Consider the following 17,907-nt stretch of genomic DNA (forward strand, 5'->3'; position numbering starts at 1 on the left):
GCCGCTGCCCATCCACGCGCGGCGTAGCCTAAGGGCAACATGGTTCGAACCGCGTGATCTGATTTACGGATCAGGCCCTCCTTCCAACACGTTTCAGGCTTGATCGAACGACAAGGACATGAAACGGCTTAATCAAGACCAGATAAAGACGACCCAGATTATTGTGGCAATGAACGACGGTGGTGACGAGCACCTCGAAATCGCTTCTGTTAACTGGCATTCGGAGCATGATCGAAATCTTGAAATCAAGGTGCCGGTCATTTTCACCAAGTACAAGCTCATTGGCATTACGTGCAAGAACCGGAAAAAAATCGATGGATTTATTTCCCTCCGCCCGCGCCTTACATCGGAGTTCATCCGTTGTTTTTAAACCGAAGCGAGCGACTATATTGTCGCGTATTGCCAGCAGGCCACGAACCCACCAGGCAGGACGATCAAAAATGATACGCGCTATAAGGTCTATGTCGTAGGGCACATCATTATGAGGTGTTATGCTAAAGGAGTCGACAAGGTCGGCGTCCTTGAATGCGCTGGCAATACTGCTTTCTGTAGGCAGATTGACCAACTTCACAGCATTGCCCGCCCCATTCGATATCAGTTTCATCCGAATGTACCGCCCTGACCGCCTTATGCTGGCCCCAACAGGCTTTTATCGAACAATGCCTGAAACTGTACGAATGGACCTAGCGCGACTACCTGCCGATCAAGCAGATGTTCCTGAATCATAGGCAAGCGATCGAGTTCGGAGTGAAGGGCGGCTTCATCTGCCACTTCGTAGATTAGCGTGACGACAGGTGGTCCTGGCGAGGAATAGAACTCGCGGAGCACCCCATTATTATAAGACTCCCAGACCGCCTTGATCTCCGCAACCATGTGCGGTGCGATGTCTTCCACTTTCTTGCCTGCAGCCGGTGTCAGTAAGACCAGGTATTTCATCTCTCTCTCCATTCCAAGTAAAAATTAATATGTGGCGGATGAGGATGTTCTTGAAGCTAATTAACGTTCATGTCAGTGTTGACTGTATGTCCACACCGTCGCTGTCTCCGGGCCTTCTTCAGCTTTTGTGGTTCGTTCGCATCGTTGAAGCGGGCTCATTCGCAGAGGCTGCTCGCCGCGCGGGCGTTACAACTTCAGCCATGTCAAAGGCCCTGACCCGGTTTGAACAAAAGCATGGTGTTCGTCTGCTACACCGAACGACGCATGCCCTCTCGTTGACGGATGAGGGTGACCGTCTGCTTGGCCAGGGTCGTCATTTGCTGGACAGTCTGGAACAGATTGAAACGTCACTCGCTGAATTGGGAAATCAGAGTGCCATCGGACGTGTCCGGATCACCGCTCCAACAGCCTTTGCGCGCGCCTGTATCATGCCCGAACTCCCTGCGTTCCTGCATGCGCATCCTGAAATCAATATCGAGATCCAACTCGGTGACGAAATGGCGGACCTTGCCACACGTGGCATCGATCTCGCTATCCGCTCTGGTAGTCTCGTCGGTCTGCCCGGCCATATCTCTCGCAGGCTATATTCATTCCCCTGGATAGCATGTGCCACTCCCGAATATCTCCGGCTTCATGGCGTGCCAGAAACACCGGCGGATCTGGCAGGGCACAGGCAGATCGGCTTCAGGAACAAGGGGACAGGCCAAATCGATAACTGGCGCTTCGTGTCACCGGTAGACGGGAAGGCCATACGTCATGTTCCCCGGCCAAAGCATGTCTTTGACGATGGTGAGGCCGCCTGGAGCATCGTTCGGGCCGGGTTCGGCATCGGATGGGCACCTGCGTGGCTGGGTCTTGATGATCTTCGCAGTGGCCATGTCGTCGAGATATTAAAGGACTGGCGGATCGCCGAGGCGCCTCTTTCTGCCGTACGTCTGGAGAAACGCCATACGCCTGCGCGCACACAAATCGTTATGGACTTCCTTGCCGCCCTGCCTTCGACTTGGCAGATTTAAAAGTGAGGACGGCCTCGGGCGCGGGATTTTCGCTTCGGGCCTATGCCGGTTCTCCCAGATGTTCCCGCATCCATTGAGTCTCTTCGCTGGGACTGCGGCGGAAATGGCGCCTGAAGTCCCGGCTGAACTGGGCGGGGCTGGCATAGCCGACTTCGGCGGCAATCGCGGCAATCGACCCCTTACGCCGTGCGATCATCAACCTGGCTTCGTGCAGCCGCAGGGCCTTGATGTACTGGATCGGGGTATTCCCGGTAAGGGACTTGAAGCCAGCGTGATAGGAAGGAACGCTCATACCGACCGTTGCCGCAAGTTTCGGCACCGACAATCCTTCATTGTAGCGTTCGCGAATGAGCGACAGGCTCTGCACGATCCTGCCTGTCGTGCCGTTGCGACGCAGGGCCACCATTAGCGAGCCCCCCTGAGGACCGATCAGGACGCGATAATGCAACTCGCGCAGTAATCCTGGACCAAGAATGGCGAGTTCCTGCGGATGATGGAGAGCATGAAGCAGACGCTGGAGCACATCAGCAACAGAAGGCATCATCCGGCTGGAAACCAGACTTCTTGCCTTCTCCCTCTCCTCATGACCGACCTGCCCTTCCAGCATGGTCACGATTTCAGCGGCAAGGTGCAGGTCAAAATCGAAGTAGATGGCAAGCAGAGGCTGACCGGGACTGGCTTGCGAGGCCATTCGAAAAGGCACGGGGACCGAAACGGCAAGATAGTGGTCGGCGTCATAGCGGTAGACCTCGCCATTGAGGAAGCCCTGCTTGGACCCTTGCAATACGAAGACCGCACCGGGACGATAAAGGACCGGTACATCTTCAAGAATGGTCTCGGAACGCAGGATGCGGATACAAGGCAAGGGCGTGGCGTTGTAGCCATGTCGCGGTGCAAGTTCAGCGGCCAGCGCGATGAGCGGAGAGGATGCGGGTTGAGAATTCATAGTATCGAGCAAGAAAATCAGAGGAAATGCGATAGGGAACGCATTAATAAGATATTATTGATCAAGTCTTGAATACAATCAAGCAGAGCAGAACCATGCCAGAGCAGACTTTTTTCATCACGGGCGCCAACTCGGGGCTGGGGTTTGCCATTGCCCGAGCCGCCCTTGATGCGGGCCACAGGGTAATCGGGGCAGTCCGGTCAGAAACCGCAAGGGCCTCGTTACTGGAACGACTACCAGATGCCCGCGCGGTCCTTTGTGATGTCACCGCGTTCGACCGCATTCCCGCCATCGTCGCACAGGCAGAAGAAGACCACGGCCCGGTCGACGTGCTCATCAACAATGCGGGCTATGGACATGAAGGGGTTCTGGAGGAATCCCCTCTCGAGGAAATGCACCACCAGTTCGACGTCAATGTCTTTGGTGCGGTTGCGGTCGCCAAAGCCTTCCTGCCGCGTTTTCGCGAACGGCGCAGAGGGTTCATCGTGAACGTGACATCAATGGGTGGTCTGATCACGATGCCCGGCATAGCGTATTACTGTGGCAGCAAATTCGCCCTGCAGGGGATTTCCGAAGTCATGCGCGCGGAAATGGCGCCCTTCGGTGTTCATGTCACGGCGCTGTGCCCCGGATCATTCCGCACGGACTGGGCCGGGCGTTCGATGGTCAGGACCGAGCGCTCGATTGCGGACTACGACACTCTGTTCGATCCCATCCGGGCTGCTCGACACGAAAAGGACGGCAGGCAGTTGGGCGATCCGGCGAAACTCGCCGCCGCAGTGCTTCAGCTTGTTGCGTCGGACGCGCCGCCTCCGCAACTCCTTCTGGGCAGTGACGCCCTGCGTCTGGTGCGTGAACGTCTCTCCCGCCTGGAAAGAGAAATTGCGGATTGGGAGGACCTGACCCGATCGACGGACGGCTGACGTTTTCACACGCCACTGTTCGCTGACGGTGGTCCAAATCTGACCACGCCCTGCATCATGTTACCGGGATGGCAGTTGTCACGTGCTGACGCCCTGCCCTTCGCCAGAACGCTCACCCTTCGGGCCGCGAACCTGCGATCAGAACATCAACAAGACGTTTTGCACGCGGCTCCCAGCCGGGACCTGTCGCGTAGTTCGAGACGCCACCGAGGGCGCACAGCAGATCTACCGGTTCGATGTCAGGCCGGATATCACCGCTTTGCGTGGCACGGGTGACAAGCCCGCCAATCGCGGCGGTGAGAACGGTGCGGGAATCCGCATAGATCGCGTCCGTTCCGCCAATCAGGCTGTTCAGCGCGGGGGCGATCACCTGCTTGGTCGCGATGTAATCCACAAACAGGTTCAGCCACGCGCGCAGCGCTTCAACGGGCGCATGAGTCTCCGCCAGATGGGTGGCTGCCGCTGCGAGCCTGTTCAGTTCATCACGATAGACCGCCTCGATCAGGGCCTCGCGATTGGCGAAATGGCGATACAGCGTGCCAATCCCCACGCCGGTACGCCGCGCAATTTCATCCAGGGGAATGTCGATTTCGCCTGATCCAAAGGCAGTTCTAGCCGTTTCCAGCAGGCGTTCGCGATTTTTACGTCCATCGCTGCGTGGCCTGCGCTGGCGCGTCTGGTCCTCTTTCACGTCTTTCCCTCTTGTTAAACGGATGAATGCTCCGTATATAAATAAGCGGAGCATGCTTCCACATAACTCCCCGGGCGCCCATTCCGCAAGGAATGGCGTTCCCTTCATGCTGGAGGCCTATCATGGCACAGACTATGACACAGCAGTTTGGCGCGACATCCACAACCGAGGATGTCCTGCACAATGTTTCCCTTGCCGGCAGGCGCGTCCTTGTAACCGGCGTTTCAGCGGGACTGGGCGTTGAGACAGCGCGTGCGCTAGCAGCCCACGGGGCCACGGTTGTGGGGGCCGTACGCAACCTTGCGAAGGCGGAACACGCCACCGCACAGGTAAGAACTGACGCGGAAAAAGGCGGCGGATCGCTTGAACTGCTTGAACTCGACCTTGCCGATCTCGCCAGCGTTCGTGCCGCAACGGACCGCCTGAATGCGGCAGGCAGACCGTTCGATCTGGTCATTGCCAATGCAGGCGTGATGGCGACCCCTTTCGGGCATACGAAGGACGGGTTCGAAACCCAGTTCGGCACCAATCATCTGGGGCATTTCGTGCTGGTCAACCGGATTGCCGGCCTACTGCGGGCAGGCTCCCGCCTGGTCAATCTTTCCTCCGCCGGGCATCGCTTTTCGGATGTCGATCTTGCCGATCCGAACTTCGCACATACGCCGTACGACCCCTGGGTTGCTTACGGCCGCTCAAAGACCGCCAATATCCTGTTCGCGGTTGCGTTCGATGCCCGGCACAAGGCGCAGGGCATACGGGCCACTGCCGTGCACCCCGGCGCAATCATGACGGAACTCGTGCGGTACCTACCAGAGGGCGCACTGGACGCAATGGAAGCACAGATCAACGCGCAGGCTGCTGCCGCAGGCAAGCCACCATTCGAGTTCAAGACAGTTCCGCAGGGCGCTGCGACCTCTGTATGGGCTGGCGTCGTTGCAGCCGCCGATGCGGTAGGCGGCCATTATTGCGAGGACTGCCACGTCGCACCGGTCATTCCCAATGACGCGCCCAAAGGACTGCTTGATGAGGGTGTGCGTGCCTATGCCGTCGATCTGGCCCATGCCGAGGCATTGTGGGCAAAAAGCGAGGAAATGGTCGGAGAGCGGTTCGCATCGTAACCGCCACCTGCATGACAGCCTGATCTGAAGAGGCATCAATGCCTGCCAGATCAGGCCCTCCCCTATGAATGAACTGACCATCCTCCTGCCTGTCGATCCGCTTTAGATGCTCGGCATATCGGCAGATTGCGTTTCCTTTGTTATTCTTCAGGCTTCTTTCTTTTCGTCTGTAGAACGGCATCAGTATCGACTTCATCAAGCAATAGTTTTTCTTCAGTGATGCCTGCCCTTTGTCCGGTCGTCACTGAAAGAAGCATCGCAGCCGATCCCGGGAACATCAACCTGTACAGGGCAAAGTGGCGCTGCGCTTGATGGTCAGTCGAACGAACGTCCGGATGAGTAAATAATCAATTGAAAGGACAGGCATATGCCTAAAATCTGGTTTGTAACCGGCAGTTCACGTGGCCTTGGCCGCGACATTGTCGAGGCCGCCCTGTCGGCCGGTGATAGCGTCGTTGCAACGGCGCGCAAGCCCGCTGATCTCGATGCGCTGGTCGCTCAATATGGTGAGCGCATATTGCCTCTGCCCCTTGACGTTACCGACGCCCAAGCAGCCCAAGTTGCTGTCCTGCAGGCAAAAGAGCACTTCGGCCACATTGATGTCGTGGTCAATAACGCAGGCTATGCCAATACGGCCTCGGTCGAGGACATGACGATCGAAGACTTCACCCAGCAGGTCCAGACGAACTTCTTTGGCGTCGTCTATGTCAGCAAGGCTGTTCTTCCCATCCTGCGCGAGCAGGGGTACGGCCATATCTTCCAGATAGCTTCAGTCGGCGCGCGTATCACGGTTCCCGGTCTGGGTGCCTATCAGGCCGCCAAATTCGCGGTGCGTGGCTTTTCTCTGGTTCTGGCGCAGGAAATGGCACCGCTCGGCGTCAAGGCCACAACGATCGAACCGGGCGGGATCAGAACTGACTGGGCTGGTTCTTCCATGAAAATCCCGCCAATCAGTGCACCCTATGAACAGACAGTCGGGGCCTTTGCAAAGATGATACGTAAGAGTTCGGGCCATCAGAGTTCGGACCCCGCCAAGATCGCCAGCCTGATTGTCGGTCTGGCGAACCGGGCGGACGCACCGGCGGAACTGCTGGTTGGTGTCGATGCGGTTGACTATGTGAAACGGTCTGACGAAGCCGTGACGGAGAATGACCGTAAGTGGCATGACCTTTCGATCACGACCACGGCGGACTGATGGATGTTGTCTCTCCGGTTAGCAAAGGTAACGGACGAATAAGTCAGGCCTCAGGCGTCGGTGCCGATCGCATGGTGAGGCGGGTCGGGACCGGCTTTTTCAAAATCGGGATCACTGATCGGTAGTTTTGCCTAGGCAAAGCTTCAGCCTGTCGATCAGCCAGCGACCCGCACGCCCCGGCGGCTCGGCCGTGGGATAAACGACCGTCATGGGCATATCCACGCCTCCCCTGGAGATGTTGTCGATACGGAGTTCGACCAGTCGGCCGCTTTCGATATCGGCCTGAACGGTGTGCGACGGCATCCCGCCCCAGCCCAGGCCACCAAGAAGAAAATGATGCTTGGCGTAGAGATCCGCGAGCCGCCATGTCAGCGGAGACATCACGCCGCGTTCCTTGCCAGCGGACAATTCGGTCCGGTCGGTCAGTACGAGCTGGACGTGGCGGGCCAGTTCTTCCTTGGGAATAACACCGTCAATCTGCGCCAGAGGATGGTCATGGGCTGCCACGATCAGGAAACGGATATCCCCCAGCGCCTCGCTGGACATGGAGGCGGGCAGATCAGGAAGGGGTCCTGCAATGCCAATGCTGGCCCGACCATCGAGAAGCGGCTGAAACACGCCGCCAAGGGCCTCGACATACAGCCGCAAGGGCGTGTGTGGAAATGTCTCGCGGAATTTCGCGGCCACGGCTGTGATGCGGTCCATCGGGAAGAACACGTCCACCACGACCGACAGTTCAGGTTCCAGTCCCGACGCCATGCCCTTCGCCCGCGCCTTCATGAAGTCCACATTCGCGACCACGCCGCGCGCATCGGCCAGCAGCACCCGGCCGGCGGGCGTCAGTTGCGGGTAACGACCTGCCCGGTCGAAGAGCACAATCCCCATCTGCGCCTCAAGTGTTGCGATCATTTCACTGACCGCTGATTGCGACCGGTGCAGCAGCCGGGCGGCCGCCGAGAAGCTGCCCTCATCACTGGCGGCAATAAAGGTGCGCAGTTGATCCAGTGATACGCCGTCCAGCATGGGGCCTCCCGATCCATCGTTACAGCCGGTATTATATATCGGAATATAGCGACTTTATAGATGGATAAATCCATGGGACATGCTGGATCATGTTCAGGGCAACCTGTCCAATTCCTCTGCGGAGATGACCACGATGAAGATCCTGCATATCGATTCCAGTATTCTCGGCAACCATTCGGTCAGCCGTCAGCTTTCGGCAGAAACTGTCGCGCAGCAGAAGGCCGCGCACCCGGACGCCACCATCACCTATCGGGATCTTGCTGCAAATCCCATCCCCTATCTGACTGGCGAGCATATGGCGGCATTCCAGGGGGCACCGGTAACGGACGCCGCACTCGCCGATGATCTGGCGACCGGCAACGGATATATCGATGACCTTCTGGCCGCCGACATCATCGTTATTGGCGCACCGATGTACAATTTATCTGTTCCCGCCCAGCTCAAATCCTGGATCGATCGTGTGGTCGTTGCGGGCAGGACGTTCCAGTATGGCGCGGCCGGCCCCAAAGGTCTGCTTCCAAAGGGCAAGAAGGCGTTCATCATCTCGACACGCGGTGGGGTCTATACGGGGGACAGCCCGGCCGCCGCTCTGGATTATCAGGAGAAGTATCTCGGCACTGTCCTCGCATTCATCGGCCTGACAGATGTCACCTGGATACGCGCTGAAGGACTGGCGCTGGGGCAGGACGCAAAAGATGCCGCCATTGTGCAGGCCCAGGGCGAAATCGTCGGTCTTCCAGTCTGAATACCCTTTTATCTCACAGGAATAAGCCCCATGATCAAACGTCATTTTGCCACGTCCGCCCTTATGGCGGCCGTCGTATTCGGCGCGGTTTCACAGGCTTCCGCCCAGCAGGTTGCCAGCACCGATCCGTCAGCGGTGAAGGCTGGCACCTACAAGGTCGAGCCCTATCACACGCAGGTCGGCTTTACCCTCTCGCATATGGGTTTCAGTAATTTCTCCGGTTTTTTCACGGGCGCATCCGGTTCGCTCACGATTGATCCTGCCCATCTTTCAGCCACCAGCCTTGATGCCACGATTCCAGTGCAGTCAGTCGACACCACGGTGCCGAAGCTCGATGGCGAACTGAAAAGTGCGCAGTGGTTCGATGCCGACCAATTCCCCAACGCGACGTTCAGATCGACCCGGGTTGTCCGGACCGGTGCGAATACCGCGAACATCACCGGCAACCTGACCCTGCACGGCGTGACAAAGCCGATCACGCTCAAGGCCCGTCTGGTCGGCAGCGGGACCAACCCGCTCGACAAGATGTTTACCGTAGGCTTTGAAGCGACCGGCACGATTGTCCGTAACGAGTTTGGCGTCAAACAGTACGTGCCGCTCGTGGGTGATAATGTAACACTGACGATCGCCGGCGCGTTCGAGTTGCAGCAGTAAACAGCAATCAGCGCCATGGTCTGTTGAGCGATATACGCATCTGGCGATCATCCTTCACTGGATCATGGCACCCCTGGTATCGCAGGCCCGGTTCTCATCGGCTATGATTCAAGGCAGTCTCACGCCAGATGCAACGTTCCGTCTCTATCAGCTTCCTAAATCGATCGGCATCACGGTTCTTCTGGCTGCAGTGGTGCGGCTGGCATGGCGTTTCGCGCCACGGGCCACCACCGCTGCCACAGACAATTCCACAAGGTGAAAAGACGGGGCAGGCCCATACAGGCCACATCATGCTTTATGCCGCGCTGTTCATGATCCCGATAACGGGCTGGGCACTGGTATCCAGTTCTTTGTTCGGTATCCTGAGCGTACGGAGTGGTACCATGGTCATTCGGCGCAGCTTTTCAACTGGATCATCGGAGACAAACTGAAGGTCCACATCGGGGGCACATACCTGCTGGCAGACGCAGCATCGCAACTGGTTGCGGGTTAGGCGGCTCCGATTTGAACCTGTGAAATCAGCCCATTGATTTATTTGTGTTTTATAGACGCCCCACCATGCGGCCAAACAAAAAACCCCACGAACCTATTGGTTTCGTGGGGTTTTCGATGAGATCGTTGGTTGCGGGGGCAGGATTGGTTCTCAGCTTGCGGCAACCGCAAGTTGAGAACAAAGCGGGATTAATAGGCTGTTTTAATGCACTTTTTCTGCACACGCATGACCTCTCACTGAAATAAATGCCCCTTATCCTCGTAAAGCGTAAAGCTTATGCATCGAGAGCTATGTCAGCTTCCCCCCCATTGCAGTCGTGATTTCCGGTAGATGACGGGGACGCCGTGTTCCGGAACGAGGGGCTAGGTGTCTCTGGGATTGGATGGGATCCCGCGTGGGAAGTGGTGATCAGAGGAAGAGGGCGGCTTCGCCTTTGCTGAACTGCCCCGGGTTTACCGGAGAGCTATTTGTTCAGTAATCAGGCAGCGATATCAAGTATATTCTGATCTGCATAGAAGGCTCGTTCGGCTTCGGCGGGCGGCCTGTAGCCGATTGGCGCCAGCAGGCGTCGGTTATTGTACCAGTCCACCCATCTGAGGGTTTCCCATTCGACCTGCACCATGGATTTCCATGGCCCCAGATGATGGATGACCTCGGCCTTGTATAAACCGTTGATGGTCTCAGCCAGTGCATTGTCGTAGCTATCACCAATCGTGCCGACCGAGGCGTCGATGTCAGCCAGCGCCAGGCGTTCGGTATATCGGATCGACAGGTATTGTGATCCACGGTCCGAATGATGGATCAGCGCCTCGTTTCCCGCGGGCTTTCGTTGCCAGATGGCCTGTTCAAGGGCATCGAGCACGAACTGGGTGGTCATGGACGTCGAGACTTTCCAGCCCACGATCCTGCGGGCGAACACATCAATGACGAACGCCACATAGACCATGCCATTCCAGGTCTGGACATAGGTAAAGTCCGAGACCCAGAGCTGGTTGGGGGCCTCAGCCCGGAACTGCCGGTTGCCCCTGTCATCGGGACAGGGGCGCGCCGTATCCGGACGGGTCGTGATGACCTTCCGGCCCCGGATTACACCCTTCAGACCCATCTGCCGCATCAGGCGCTCAACAGTGCAGCGCGCAACCTGCCGCCCTTCACGCTTCAGGCTGTGCCAGACCTTACGTGCACCATAAACAGCACGATTGTCCTGCCAGATCCGACGGATATGTTCCATCAACTCCCTATCGCGCCGCGCACGCGGGCTGACCCTGACCGGATCTCTTGCTATGGCCGCCTGCTGGTAAAACGTGGACGGGGCAATCGGCAGAACGCGACAGATTGGCTCGCTCCCGTAATCGGCACGGTAGGCTTCAATAAACGCGATCATTTGTGAAACGGGCGGTCGAGCTCCGCCAGAGCAAAATAAGCCGAGGCCTTCTTAAGGATCTCATTGGCCTGACGCAGTTCACGGACCTCACGCTCCAGCGCCTTGATCCGTGCTGTCTCGGCCGTGGTCGGCCCCGGTTGCGCCCCAGCGTCCCGTCGGGCCTGCTTCCACCAGTCGTGCAGGCTGTCGCCCGAGCAGCCCAGCTTGCCACCAATCTCGCGACAGGCCGCCGATAGGCTTGCGTAATCCGATCGATGCTCGTCCAGAAGGCGCACAGCGCGCTCACGGAACTCAGGCGAATAACGCGATGTCTTCTTCTCTGCCATAGGGCTCATCTTCCGAGAGTTTTACTCTCCGGTAAACCCGGGGCAGTTCACCACCGATCCCGTTATCGGTCGGCTGGTCGATCGCGGCCTCGACGATGAACTGCGCGGCACGGCCTATGCGGTGATCGACGGGATTGATGGTAGCACGCACCATGTCCGCCTGCCGCACCTCGAAGCCGCCGGTGACGGGGCAGTCGGTTCCATCGTGGAACTGCGGCATTTTACCGACAAACAGGGACGTAACCGTGGCGCGCTGGCCGTGCGCTCGGACGTCACTTTGGAGCGGCAGGTGACGGCGGATGGCGCGACTTGGCTCGATCGGCAGGTCATTGCGCGAGAGCCTCTTGCCCTGGCGTCTATCGGGTTCGGCGCTGAGGTGCGCGAGGCGATGGAAAAACGCTCGGATCATCTCGTGGAGCAGGGGCTGGCCAGCCGCGACGGCGGAAGCATCCGCTACGCCCGGAACCTGATCGCCACGCTGCGCCAGCGCGAGCTGGACGCGCTGGGCCGGAGCCTCACCGGTAAGTCGGGGATGCCGTTCCGGCGGAGCGGGGAAGGCGATCCCGTCACGGGCACCTACCGCCAGCGTTTCAATCTGACGTCAGGCCGGTTCACGATGATCGATGACGGGCTGGGCTTCGAGTTGGTGCCATGGTCGCCGTCGCTGGAAAAGCAGCGAGGGCGGGAGGTGTCGGGAATCATGCGCGGCGATGGGGGGATCGACTGGTCATTCGCGCGCAAGCGGGGGGTGGGTCTATGAGCGGAAAATCAAGATTTCTGTAAGGGTGTTTGTTGAGTGGCGTGACAAACGAAATGCTCATTCAACATTCGTCTCACGCCTCTCGGAACATGCTACTGGTTAACGTCGCCTGCGTGACCATTTGGAACTTCGTGGTCAGAGAATAATCCTGCTGATGTCAAAAATGTATATGTAACGTGAAAAAATCTATTCACGATGCGAGATGGTTAAAAGATGACCGCCCGATGAATCGGATGATCGGCAGGAAAGGTATTGTTAAAAGCTGCCAGTAGCTCTGTTCCAAAACGATAACCTTCATCCTTGAGTTCACGAAATTTCTGGTCTGTGTCTCGATTTTCCTTCGAGATTGTCTCAAGATGGCTGCGCATTTCCTTGTTATCGATTTGACTGAGAAACCTATTATAGCTTGTTACAAGTTCTTGCGTATTTGCCTTGCCGCAAATATGCTCAATGCGTTTGAGTGGCGGTATGGAGAAAAGACTTTCGAGAGTTTCGATTTTTTCTCTCTGATTTCGGTTGTGGGTCATGGCGACGCTAAACAGGCCGCTCGCGTAGATAAGTTTGCGAGAAAAGACGAGCTTAATATTTCGGATTGCCCATGGCTTGCCAGACTCCTGGGTCTTAAAAGCGTAATCGACGGTTATCGTTCTCCAATATCGAATGATATCATTTAGGAGATATTGAGCAATGTGGCGGTCATCTCGCGTTTCAGATACATACCGTTCAATAATATCGCGCCTGATACTCTTGAATTCCGTATCATTTGTCAAATACTCGCCTTCAAGTAGGTAAAGCATTCTTCTTGTAATGGTCTGATTTGTGTCCTTGTCGCCGCCAAAGTTGTTAAGTAGATCATTTATTTGAATAAGAGATTCAAACGCACCGCCTGCGGCTGGTGGCTTTGTGACGACTTTAGCTATTGCGTCCTTGGCTCGCGTAAACCATTCAGATTCGCTACGATCGAGAGCTGGGACGAGGACATAGAAGTCTAAGTCTGACCCGACAGTGGCTTCGCGTCGAGCATACGACCCGCAGGTTAAGGCGATTGCCTCGGGAGGAATAATAGACTTGAGAGATTCACGTAGACGCTCAAGAGCGGTGTTGGATGTTTCAGTAGTCTTGTCGTAGGTCGAGATCATGAAAAAAATCCGGAATCGAAGGAGAGGATAGGTCGTTCGCAGTGGTAGGACTGGGCGCCTTCATCACCCTGTTCTCTTTTCTCTGCGTATACCGATATTTATCGTCACGTAAGTAAAAATCAAAACGATGATCAACCGAGAACAATCTCGCTTTGTAGGGTATTTCCTGTGTCGAAGACCGAGCCGCGCGCGAATGCAATTTGAATTTCAGGAGTAACATTTTTAGATCAGGTAGTTTTTTGAATATCTGTTTTTCTGTTAAAAAATAATCATCTCGATTAAGACATGAAATGTTGTTCAAGACGAGAGATTCACAAAGGTAGTCAGACGCTACGCCGAATTCCGACCGCACGATGAAACGATATGCGTGATCCTTGTATTCCCAGAACCTATCGACAATCTGCATGTCAGTAGATGTAGAGCGATTATAAGATGCAAGGACGACCTTTTCTGGACTAAGGGCGTTTGCATGGGGTTTGACGTAAGTCCAAGATCTCAATATTCCTTCGATCGTATCGAAGTTGATGGGACCATTGAAAAAACCATCAAAACGCTCAGTCTGCCCATTAGCTATGGAAAGCACCTCTTCGGGGTCAAGACCGTGTGATAACAGGATGTCTATGATCTCGCGACCGTAGGGCGACCGTCCGAGGATTATGTCGGCTCCAGCGATGTGATGGTCAATTCCGAAAGAGCGTTTAAAAGCGTTTTCAAGAGTATGAGAGAGGGGTGCATGGCCAATGTCATGGAGAAGCGCTGCAACCCATGCGAGGCGCCCCTCTTTGGGAGCCAGTCCTTTAACATCTGCGTAGAGTTTGGCAAGCTTAGCGACGCCGAGGCTATGCTGCAGGCGAGTGTAGCGCCTATTACCAGGAGCACCGTTGGGATAACGTACGAGAAAATAATCTATGCCGCCGAGAAAGCGGATATCTGCAAGGCGCCTGAATGCAGATGTCGACACGAGTTCGTAAAATAATGAATCGGAAACGGTATCGCGTGTTGGGACCGATTGTAAGTAATCAAAAGATTCTGGTCTTTCTCCATTCGTCACTTCGGTCGATGACTCGAAGCTAAGTGGTATGTCGAGGTTCACCAATTCATTCCTTTGTCTGATCTGCCTAAGGTTCGTAGATCATGACTCGCACATTCTTTCTAAGCCTACCCGGCTGTAAGGCAATAGGCTATCATAGTGCAGCGATTAAGTCAGTGGCATTTAGATGTTCCACTATCCAGATTATGCGACGAAATCTTAGTTGCCATCCGACTGTATGGGATGGTCGGAGCAGAGGCTCCGTCTCCCTCATGCCCTGCTGACCAGTTTGTCCAGCGCCCTTATGATCTTATCCTGATCGCGTTCGGCCAGGACGCCGACGGCGGTTCCAAGCTGCGCGGCGGGGACAGTCGCCAGGTCGAACGGGTTGGCGAAGACGTCCTCTCCCTCAACATGGAGATGCGGCGTCAGTGGGTGATCCGGCGGGGCACTGCCGGACCGTCTAACGAGCGGCATGACGACGCGGCCCACGCTGCGCTCCAAGCGATTGCTCTGGACCTGGACGACGAACGGGATATCCCGGTTACGGCCGGGGTTTCGGTAGATCGCGAATTGCGGCATCGGATCAGAGCATCGAGAATTCGTCGCTCAGGAAGCCGTGCCGTGTGTGCAGATCGTTCACAGCGTCGATCACACCGTCGAGCCTACGCTGTTCGTCCTCGCGCTGCTGACGCGCGGATTGCAGGTAGTCGCCCAGCAGGATTTCGACCGTCGCCGAGAGGTTAGGCGTCACTTCCCGGACCTGCGCCAGCAGATCGGTGTTGAGCGACAGATTGACCGGGCGGCGGGGGGCGCTTCGGTCATAGGAAACGCCGGGGCTGGTGCGGCTGGGCATAATCCGACTCCTTATGCGCATACCGTGCGCATGAAATAAGGATGCCGACGCCTGACCGCAACGCGCAAGTATTTTTTCGCTCCTGCCCGCTCCGGTACGATGGGTGCCGGATCATGCTTGCACGCCGAAAAATGCCGGTTCTTCGCTGTCTCCCATGACAAGGGGAGGGATCAATGGACCAGCCGGGAACGCGCATCCAGTGAGGGCAGGCGCTGCTGGTCCTGTCCATGATCGTGCTGTCCTGGTGGACAGCGACCCAATGGACGGCCTGGGCATTGGCCTTCCAGCCGGAACTTGGCCTTCCGTGGTTTACGGTCCTGCATCGCTGGCCAGTCTATGCCCCGCCGCTGTTCTTCTGGTGGTGGTACGAGTTCGACGCCTACGCGCCGGCGGTGTTCGCGCGCGGCGCCTGGATCGCGGGTTCCGGCGGGGTGCTGGCCTTCGCGGCGGCGGTGGCACTCTCCGTCCACCGTGCCCGCGAGGCGAAGCGCGCGGCGACCTATGGCTCGGCCCGCTGGGCCGAGGACGCGGAAATCCGCGCGGGGGGGCTGCTGGGCGAGGATGGGGTGGTGCTGGGCCAATACCGCCGGGCCTATCTCCGGCACGATGGTCCCGAGCACGTCCTGACCTTCGCGCCCACCCGCACCGGCAAGGGGGTGGGGATGGTGATCCCCACGCTCCTGACCTGGCCGGGTTCAGCCATCATCCATGACATCAAGGGCGAGAACTGGCAGATTACCGCCGGTTTCCGTAATCGCTTCGGGCGGGTGCTGCTGTTCGATCCGACCAATCCGTCCTCGTCGGCCTACAATCCGCTGCTGGAGGTCCGGCGCGGGGCGTCGGAAGTTCGTGACGTGCAGAACATTGCCGACATCCTGGTCGATCCCGAGGGTTCGCTGGAACGGCGCAACCACTGGGAGAAGACCTCCCATGCCCTGCTGGTCGGTGCGATCCTGCATGTGCTCTACGCCGAGGACGACAAGACCCTCGCCGGGGTGGCGAAATTCCTCTCCGACCCGAAGCGGTCGATCGAGGCAACCCTGTCTGCCATGATGCGGACATCGCATCTCGGGAAGGCAGGGCCTCACCCCGTCGTGGCGTCCGCTGCGCGGGAACTGCTCAATAAATCAGACAATGAGCGCTCCGGCGTTCTCTCTACCGCCATGTCGTTTCTCGGCCTCTACCGCGATCCGGTGGTGGCCACCGTGACCAGTCGTTGCGAATGGCGGATCGGCGATCTGCTGGAGGGCGACCAGCCTGTTTCGCTGTATTTCGTCATCCCGCCTTCGGATATCAGCCGCACCAAGCCGCTGATCCGCCTGATCCTCAACCAGATCGGGCGGCGGCTGACGGAAGATCTGTCCGGTCGGGAGGGGCGGCGTCGCCTGCTGCTGATGCTCGACGAGTTTCCCGCCCTCGGCCGTCTGGATTTCTTCGAGAGCGCGCTGGCGTTTATGGCGGGCTATGGGATCAAGGCGTTCCTGATCGCCCAGAGCCTGAACCAGATCGACAAGGCTTATGGGCAGAACAACAGCATCCTGGACAATTGCCATGTCCGGGTCAGTTTCGCGACTAACGATGAACGGACCGCGAAGCGCGTGTCCGATGGTCTGGGGGTGGCGACCGAAATCCGGTCGCAGAAGAACTATGCCGGCCATCGGTTATCTCCCTGGCTCGGGCACCTCATGGTCTCGCGTCAGGAAAGCGCGCGGCCCCTGATGACGGTGGGCGAGGTCATGTAGCTTCCGGCACGGGAGGAAGTGGTCATGGTGGCGGGGTGTCCGCCCATCCGGACGCGCAAGGCGCGGTATTTCCGGGATCGTCGCTTCGTCGAGCGCATCCTGCCGCCGCCCGATCCGGCACAATTGCCACGACCGGTCCGGCCTGATGACTGGAGTGGCTGCGCGCTTCCTGCCACCCCGCCGCCGGAGAAAACGTCGGCGGCGGAGCCTGACAAGCCCGACGATGCCGACAGCGATGAATCGCTCGGCACGGGGCGGAAATGGTCGCGCGAGCATGACCCGGCTGATGCCGGCAAGCACAGGGCGCGCACCGCCCCTGACCTCTTTGGAGAAGAACTGCCACCGGATCCGGAAGCACGCGATCGTGCCGACCTGACGCGGATCGCCCGGCAGGCCGGGCTCGACCGTGGCAACGATCTCGGGCTGTGAGGGCATGATGAGAACTTCCCCCAAGAAGGCGCGGCTGTCGGTCTATCTTGAGCCGAAGCTGCTGGACGCCCTTACCGCCCATGCGGCGCGGCGCGACCTGTCTCTGTCCCTGGTGGCGGAGGCCGCCATTGCATCCTTCCTGTCGCCCGATGCCGATGAGCGGCGGGAAGCGGCGATGAGTCGCAGGCTGGACCGCCTTGACCGACAGATCGCCCGGATGGAGCGCGATATCGGGATCAGCCTTGAGACGCTGGCCCTGTTCATTCGCTACTGGATGACGGTCAGCCCACCCTTGCCGGAACCAGCGGCCGCTGCGGCACGCTCACAAGGGGCGGAACGTTACGAGGCGTTCGTGGCCGCCCTTGGCCGACGACTCAGTCGGGGGCCATTTTTCCGGCACGAGATCCCGGAGGATGTGCCTCCCACATCGGAATCATGACGTCCGCAGTCAGCAAGTAAAAAACCGCATCCGTTACGATCCTGTACGATCGCAGGAAAATG

At 57.8% G+C, this 17,907-nt stretch carries 18 protein-coding genes, 2 pseudogenes and 1 other annotated feature; of the genes and pseudogenes, 10 read left to right on the forward strand and 10 right to left on the reverse strand.

Annotation, left to right across the window (positions count from 1 at the left end):
• Positions 1–70: 70 nt before the first annotated feature.
• Together QEG70_RS11135 and QEG70_RS11140 are read right to left on the reverse strand one after the other, a co-directional pair.
• Complete coding sequence (locus QEG70_RS11135) at positions 71–604, reverse strand: DUF2867 domain-containing protein (protein ID WP_308720723.1); 534 nt, start codon at positions 602–604, stop codon at positions 71–73.
• Between the two features lie 23 nt (positions 605–627).
• Positions 628–936, reverse strand: a complete 309-nt coding sequence (locus tag QEG70_RS11140; RefSeq protein WP_308720724.1) for a muconolactone Delta-isomerase family protein — start codon at positions 934–936, stop codon at positions 628–630.
• Positions 937–986: 50 nt separating this feature from the next.
• Here QEG70_RS11140 and QEG70_RS11145 point away from each other — a divergent pair, with 50 nt between their 5' ends.
• Entirely contained in the window at positions 987–1,952 is a 966-nt protein-coding gene (locus tag QEG70_RS11145; RefSeq protein WP_308720725.1) for a LysR family transcriptional regulator, read from the forward strand.
• A gap of 40 nt (positions 1,953–1,992) precedes the next feature.
• On the opposite strand, the gene QEG70_RS11150 is transcribed toward QEG70_RS11145, so the two are convergent.
• Positions 1,993–2,898: an AraC family transcriptional regulator gene (locus QEG70_RS11150; RefSeq protein WP_308720726.1), complete on the reverse strand. Its 906-nt coding sequence runs from the start codon at positions 2,896–2,898 to the stop codon at positions 1,993–1,995.
• A 95-nt stretch (positions 2,899–2,993) separates the two neighbouring features.
• Between QEG70_RS11150 and QEG70_RS11155 the strand changes: the two genes are divergently transcribed.
• Complete coding sequence (locus QEG70_RS11155) at positions 2,994–3,821, forward strand: oxidoreductase (protein WP_308720727.1); 828 nt, start codon at positions 2,994–2,996, stop codon at positions 3,819–3,821.
• Between the two features lie 112 nt (positions 3,822–3,933).
• Here QEG70_RS11155 and QEG70_RS11160 read toward each other — a convergent pair whose 3' ends face one another.
• The gene (locus QEG70_RS11160) at positions 3,934–4,512 is read right to left on the reverse strand and encodes a TetR/AcrR family transcriptional regulator (RefSeq protein WP_308720728.1); all 579 of its coding nucleotides are present in this window, start codon (positions 4,510–4,512) and stop codon (positions 3,934–3,936) included.
• A gap of 134 nt (positions 4,513–4,646) precedes the next feature.
• Between QEG70_RS11160 and QEG70_RS11165 the strand changes: the two genes are divergently transcribed.
• Both QEG70_RS11165 and QEG70_RS11170 read left to right on the forward strand, forming a co-directional pair.
• On the forward strand, positions 4,647–5,630 hold the full coding sequence (locus tag QEG70_RS11165) for an SDR family NAD(P)-dependent oxidoreductase (RefSeq protein WP_308720858.1): 984 nt from the start codon (positions 4,647–4,649) through the stop codon (positions 5,628–5,630).
• 367 nt (positions 5,631–5,997) lie between these two features.
• On the forward strand, positions 5,998–6,825 hold the full coding sequence (locus QEG70_RS11170) for an SDR family NAD(P)-dependent oxidoreductase (RefSeq protein ID WP_308720729.1): 828 nt from the start codon (positions 5,998–6,000) through the stop codon (positions 6,823–6,825).
• 111 nt (positions 6,826–6,936) lie between these two features.
• Here the strand turns inward: QEG70_RS11170 and QEG70_RS11175 are convergent, their stop codons facing one another.
• On the reverse strand, positions 6,937–7,848 hold the full coding sequence (locus QEG70_RS11175; RefSeq protein WP_308720730.1) for a LysR family transcriptional regulator: 912 nt from the start codon (positions 7,846–7,848) through the stop codon (positions 6,937–6,939).
• A gap of 79 nt (positions 7,849–7,927) precedes the next feature.
• On the opposite strand from QEG70_RS11175, the gene QEG70_RS11180 reads away from it, so the two are divergent.
• Genes QEG70_RS11180 through QEG70_RS16995 form a run of 3 tightly spaced genes read left to right on the forward strand, consistent with a single transcriptional unit; the run spans position 7,928 to position 9,506 of the window.
• A complete protein-coding gene (locus tag QEG70_RS11180; protein ID WP_308720731.1) occupies positions 7,928–8,593 on the forward strand; it encodes an FMN-dependent NADH-azoreductase in 666 nt (221 codons plus the stop codon).
• A gap of 30 nt (positions 8,594–8,623) precedes the next feature.
• Complete coding sequence (locus QEG70_RS11185) at positions 8,624–9,247, forward strand: YceI family protein (protein WP_308720732.1); 624 nt, start codon at positions 8,624–8,626, stop codon at positions 9,245–9,247.
• A gap of 40 nt (positions 9,248–9,287) precedes the next feature.
• Positions 9,288–9,506: a hypothetical protein gene (locus QEG70_RS16995; protein WP_374762595.1), complete on the forward strand. Its 219-nt coding sequence runs from the start codon at positions 9,288–9,290 to the stop codon at positions 9,504–9,506.
• 712 nt (positions 9,507–10,218) lie between these two features.
• Here the strand turns inward: QEG70_RS16995 and QEG70_RS11190 are convergent.
• Positions 10,219–11,450 (reverse strand): IS3 family transposase gene (locus tag QEG70_RS11190; RefSeq protein ID WP_308720733.1). Its coding sequence is split into 2 segments (ribosomal slippage): positions 10,219–11,159 and positions 11,159–11,450, totalling 1,233 coding nucleotides; the frame shifts between segments, so codons are not numbered across the junction.
• Positions 11,050–11,166 (reverse strand) — a sequence feature (AL1L pseudoknot). (Overlaps the previous gene by 117 nt.)
• Positions 11,451–11,496: 46 nt before the next feature.
• Here QEG70_RS11190 and QEG70_RS11195 point away from each other — a divergent pair.
• A pseudogene (locus QEG70_RS11195) lies at positions 11,497–12,210 on the forward strand (DUF3363 domain-containing protein); the annotation flags it as partial.
• 206 nt (positions 12,211–12,416) lie between these two features.
• On the opposite strand, the gene QEG70_RS11200 reads toward QEG70_RS11195, so the two are convergent.
• From QEG70_RS11200 to QEG70_RS11215, 4 genes are all read right to left on the reverse strand, one after another.
• On the reverse strand, positions 12,417–13,349 hold the full coding sequence (locus QEG70_RS11200) for a nucleotidyltransferase domain-containing protein (RefSeq protein ID WP_308720734.1): 933 nt from the start codon (positions 13,347–13,349) through the stop codon (positions 12,417–12,419).
• Positions 13,321–14,442, reverse strand: coding sequence for an HD domain-containing protein (locus tag QEG70_RS11205; RefSeq protein WP_308720735.1), 1,122 nt, complete (start codon positions 14,440–14,442; stop codon positions 13,321–13,323). Before QEG70_RS11205 ends, QEG70_RS11200 begins: the two co-directional genes overlap by 29 nt.
• Positions 14,443–14,649: 207 nt before the next feature.
• Positions 14,650–14,961: a CcdB family protein gene (locus tag QEG70_RS11210; protein ID WP_308720736.1), complete on the reverse strand. Its 312-nt coding sequence runs from the start codon at positions 14,959–14,961 to the stop codon at positions 14,650–14,652.
• Between the two features lie 4 nt (positions 14,962–14,965).
• Positions 14,966–15,235, reverse strand: coding sequence for a type II toxin-antitoxin system CcdA family antitoxin (locus QEG70_RS11215; RefSeq protein WP_183116691.1), 270 nt, complete (start codon positions 15,233–15,235; stop codon positions 14,966–14,968).
• 227 nt (positions 15,236–15,462) lie between these two features.
• Here QEG70_RS11215 and QEG70_RS11220 point away from each other — a divergent pair.
• Both QEG70_RS11220 and QEG70_RS11225 read left to right on the forward strand, forming a co-directional pair.
• A pseudogene (locus QEG70_RS11220) lies at positions 15,463–17,406 on the forward strand (conjugal transfer protein TraG).
• Between the two features lie 7 nt (positions 17,407–17,413).
• Positions 17,414–17,845, forward strand: coding sequence for a CopG family transcriptional regulator (locus QEG70_RS11225; protein WP_308720859.1), 432 nt, complete (start codon positions 17,414–17,416; stop codon positions 17,843–17,845).
• Positions 17,846–17,907 lie beyond the last annotated feature (62 nt).

The organism is Komagataeibacter xylinus, from assembly GCF_031081985.1.
In the GTDB taxonomy this organism is placed as follows: domain Bacteria; phylum Pseudomonadota; class Alphaproteobacteria; order Acetobacterales; family Acetobacteraceae; genus Komagataeibacter; species Komagataeibacter xylinus_E.

Excerpts from the sequence above, each read along its gene's own strand:
- QEG70_RS11135 (WP_308720723.1), bottom strand. The coding sequence starts at position 604 with ATGAAACTGATATCGAATGGGGCGGGCAATGCTGTGAAGTTGGTCAAT.
- QEG70_RS11140 (WP_308720724.1), bottom strand. The coding sequence starts at position 936 with ATGAAATACCTGGTCTTACTGACACCGGCTGCAGGCAAGAAAGTGGAA.
- QEG70_RS11150 (WP_308720726.1), bottom strand. The coding sequence starts at position 2,898 with ATGAATTCTCAACCCGCATCCTCTCCGCTCATCGCGCTGGCCGCTGAA.
- QEG70_RS11155 (WP_308720727.1), top strand. The coding sequence starts at position 2,994 with ATGCCAGAGCAGACTTTTTTCATCACGGGCGCCAACTCGGGGCTGGGG.
- QEG70_RS11165 (WP_308720858.1), top strand. The coding sequence starts at position 4,647 with ATGACACAGCAGTTTGGCGCGACATCCACAACCGAGGATGTCCTGCAC.
- QEG70_RS11170 (WP_308720729.1), top strand. The coding sequence starts at position 5,998 with ATGCCTAAAATCTGGTTTGTAACCGGCAGTTCACGTGGCCTTGGCCGC.
- QEG70_RS11175 (WP_308720730.1), bottom strand. The coding sequence starts at position 7,848 with ATGCTGGACGGCGTATCACTGGATCAACTGCGCACCTTTATTGCCGCC.
- QEG70_RS11180 (WP_308720731.1), top strand. The coding sequence starts at position 7,928 with ATGCTGGATCATGTTCAGGGCAACCTGTCCAATTCCTCTGCGGAGATG.
- QEG70_RS11185 (WP_308720732.1), top strand. The coding sequence starts at position 8,624 with ATGATCAAACGTCATTTTGCCACGTCCGCCCTTATGGCGGCCGTCGTA.
- QEG70_RS11200 (WP_308720734.1), bottom strand. The coding sequence starts at position 13,349 with ATGATCTCGACCTACGACAAGACTACTGAAACATCCAACACCGCTCTT.
- QEG70_RS11210 (WP_308720736.1), bottom strand. The coding sequence starts at position 14,961 with ATGCCGCAATTCGCGATCTACCGAAACCCCGGCCGTAACCGGGATATC.
- QEG70_RS11215 (WP_183116691.1), bottom strand. The coding sequence starts at position 15,235 with ATGCCCAGCCGCACCAGCCCCGGCGTTTCCTATGACCGAAGCGCCCCC.
- QEG70_RS11225 (WP_308720859.1), top strand. The coding sequence starts at position 17,414 with ATGAGAACTTCCCCCAAGAAGGCGCGGCTGTCGGTCTATCTTGAGCCG.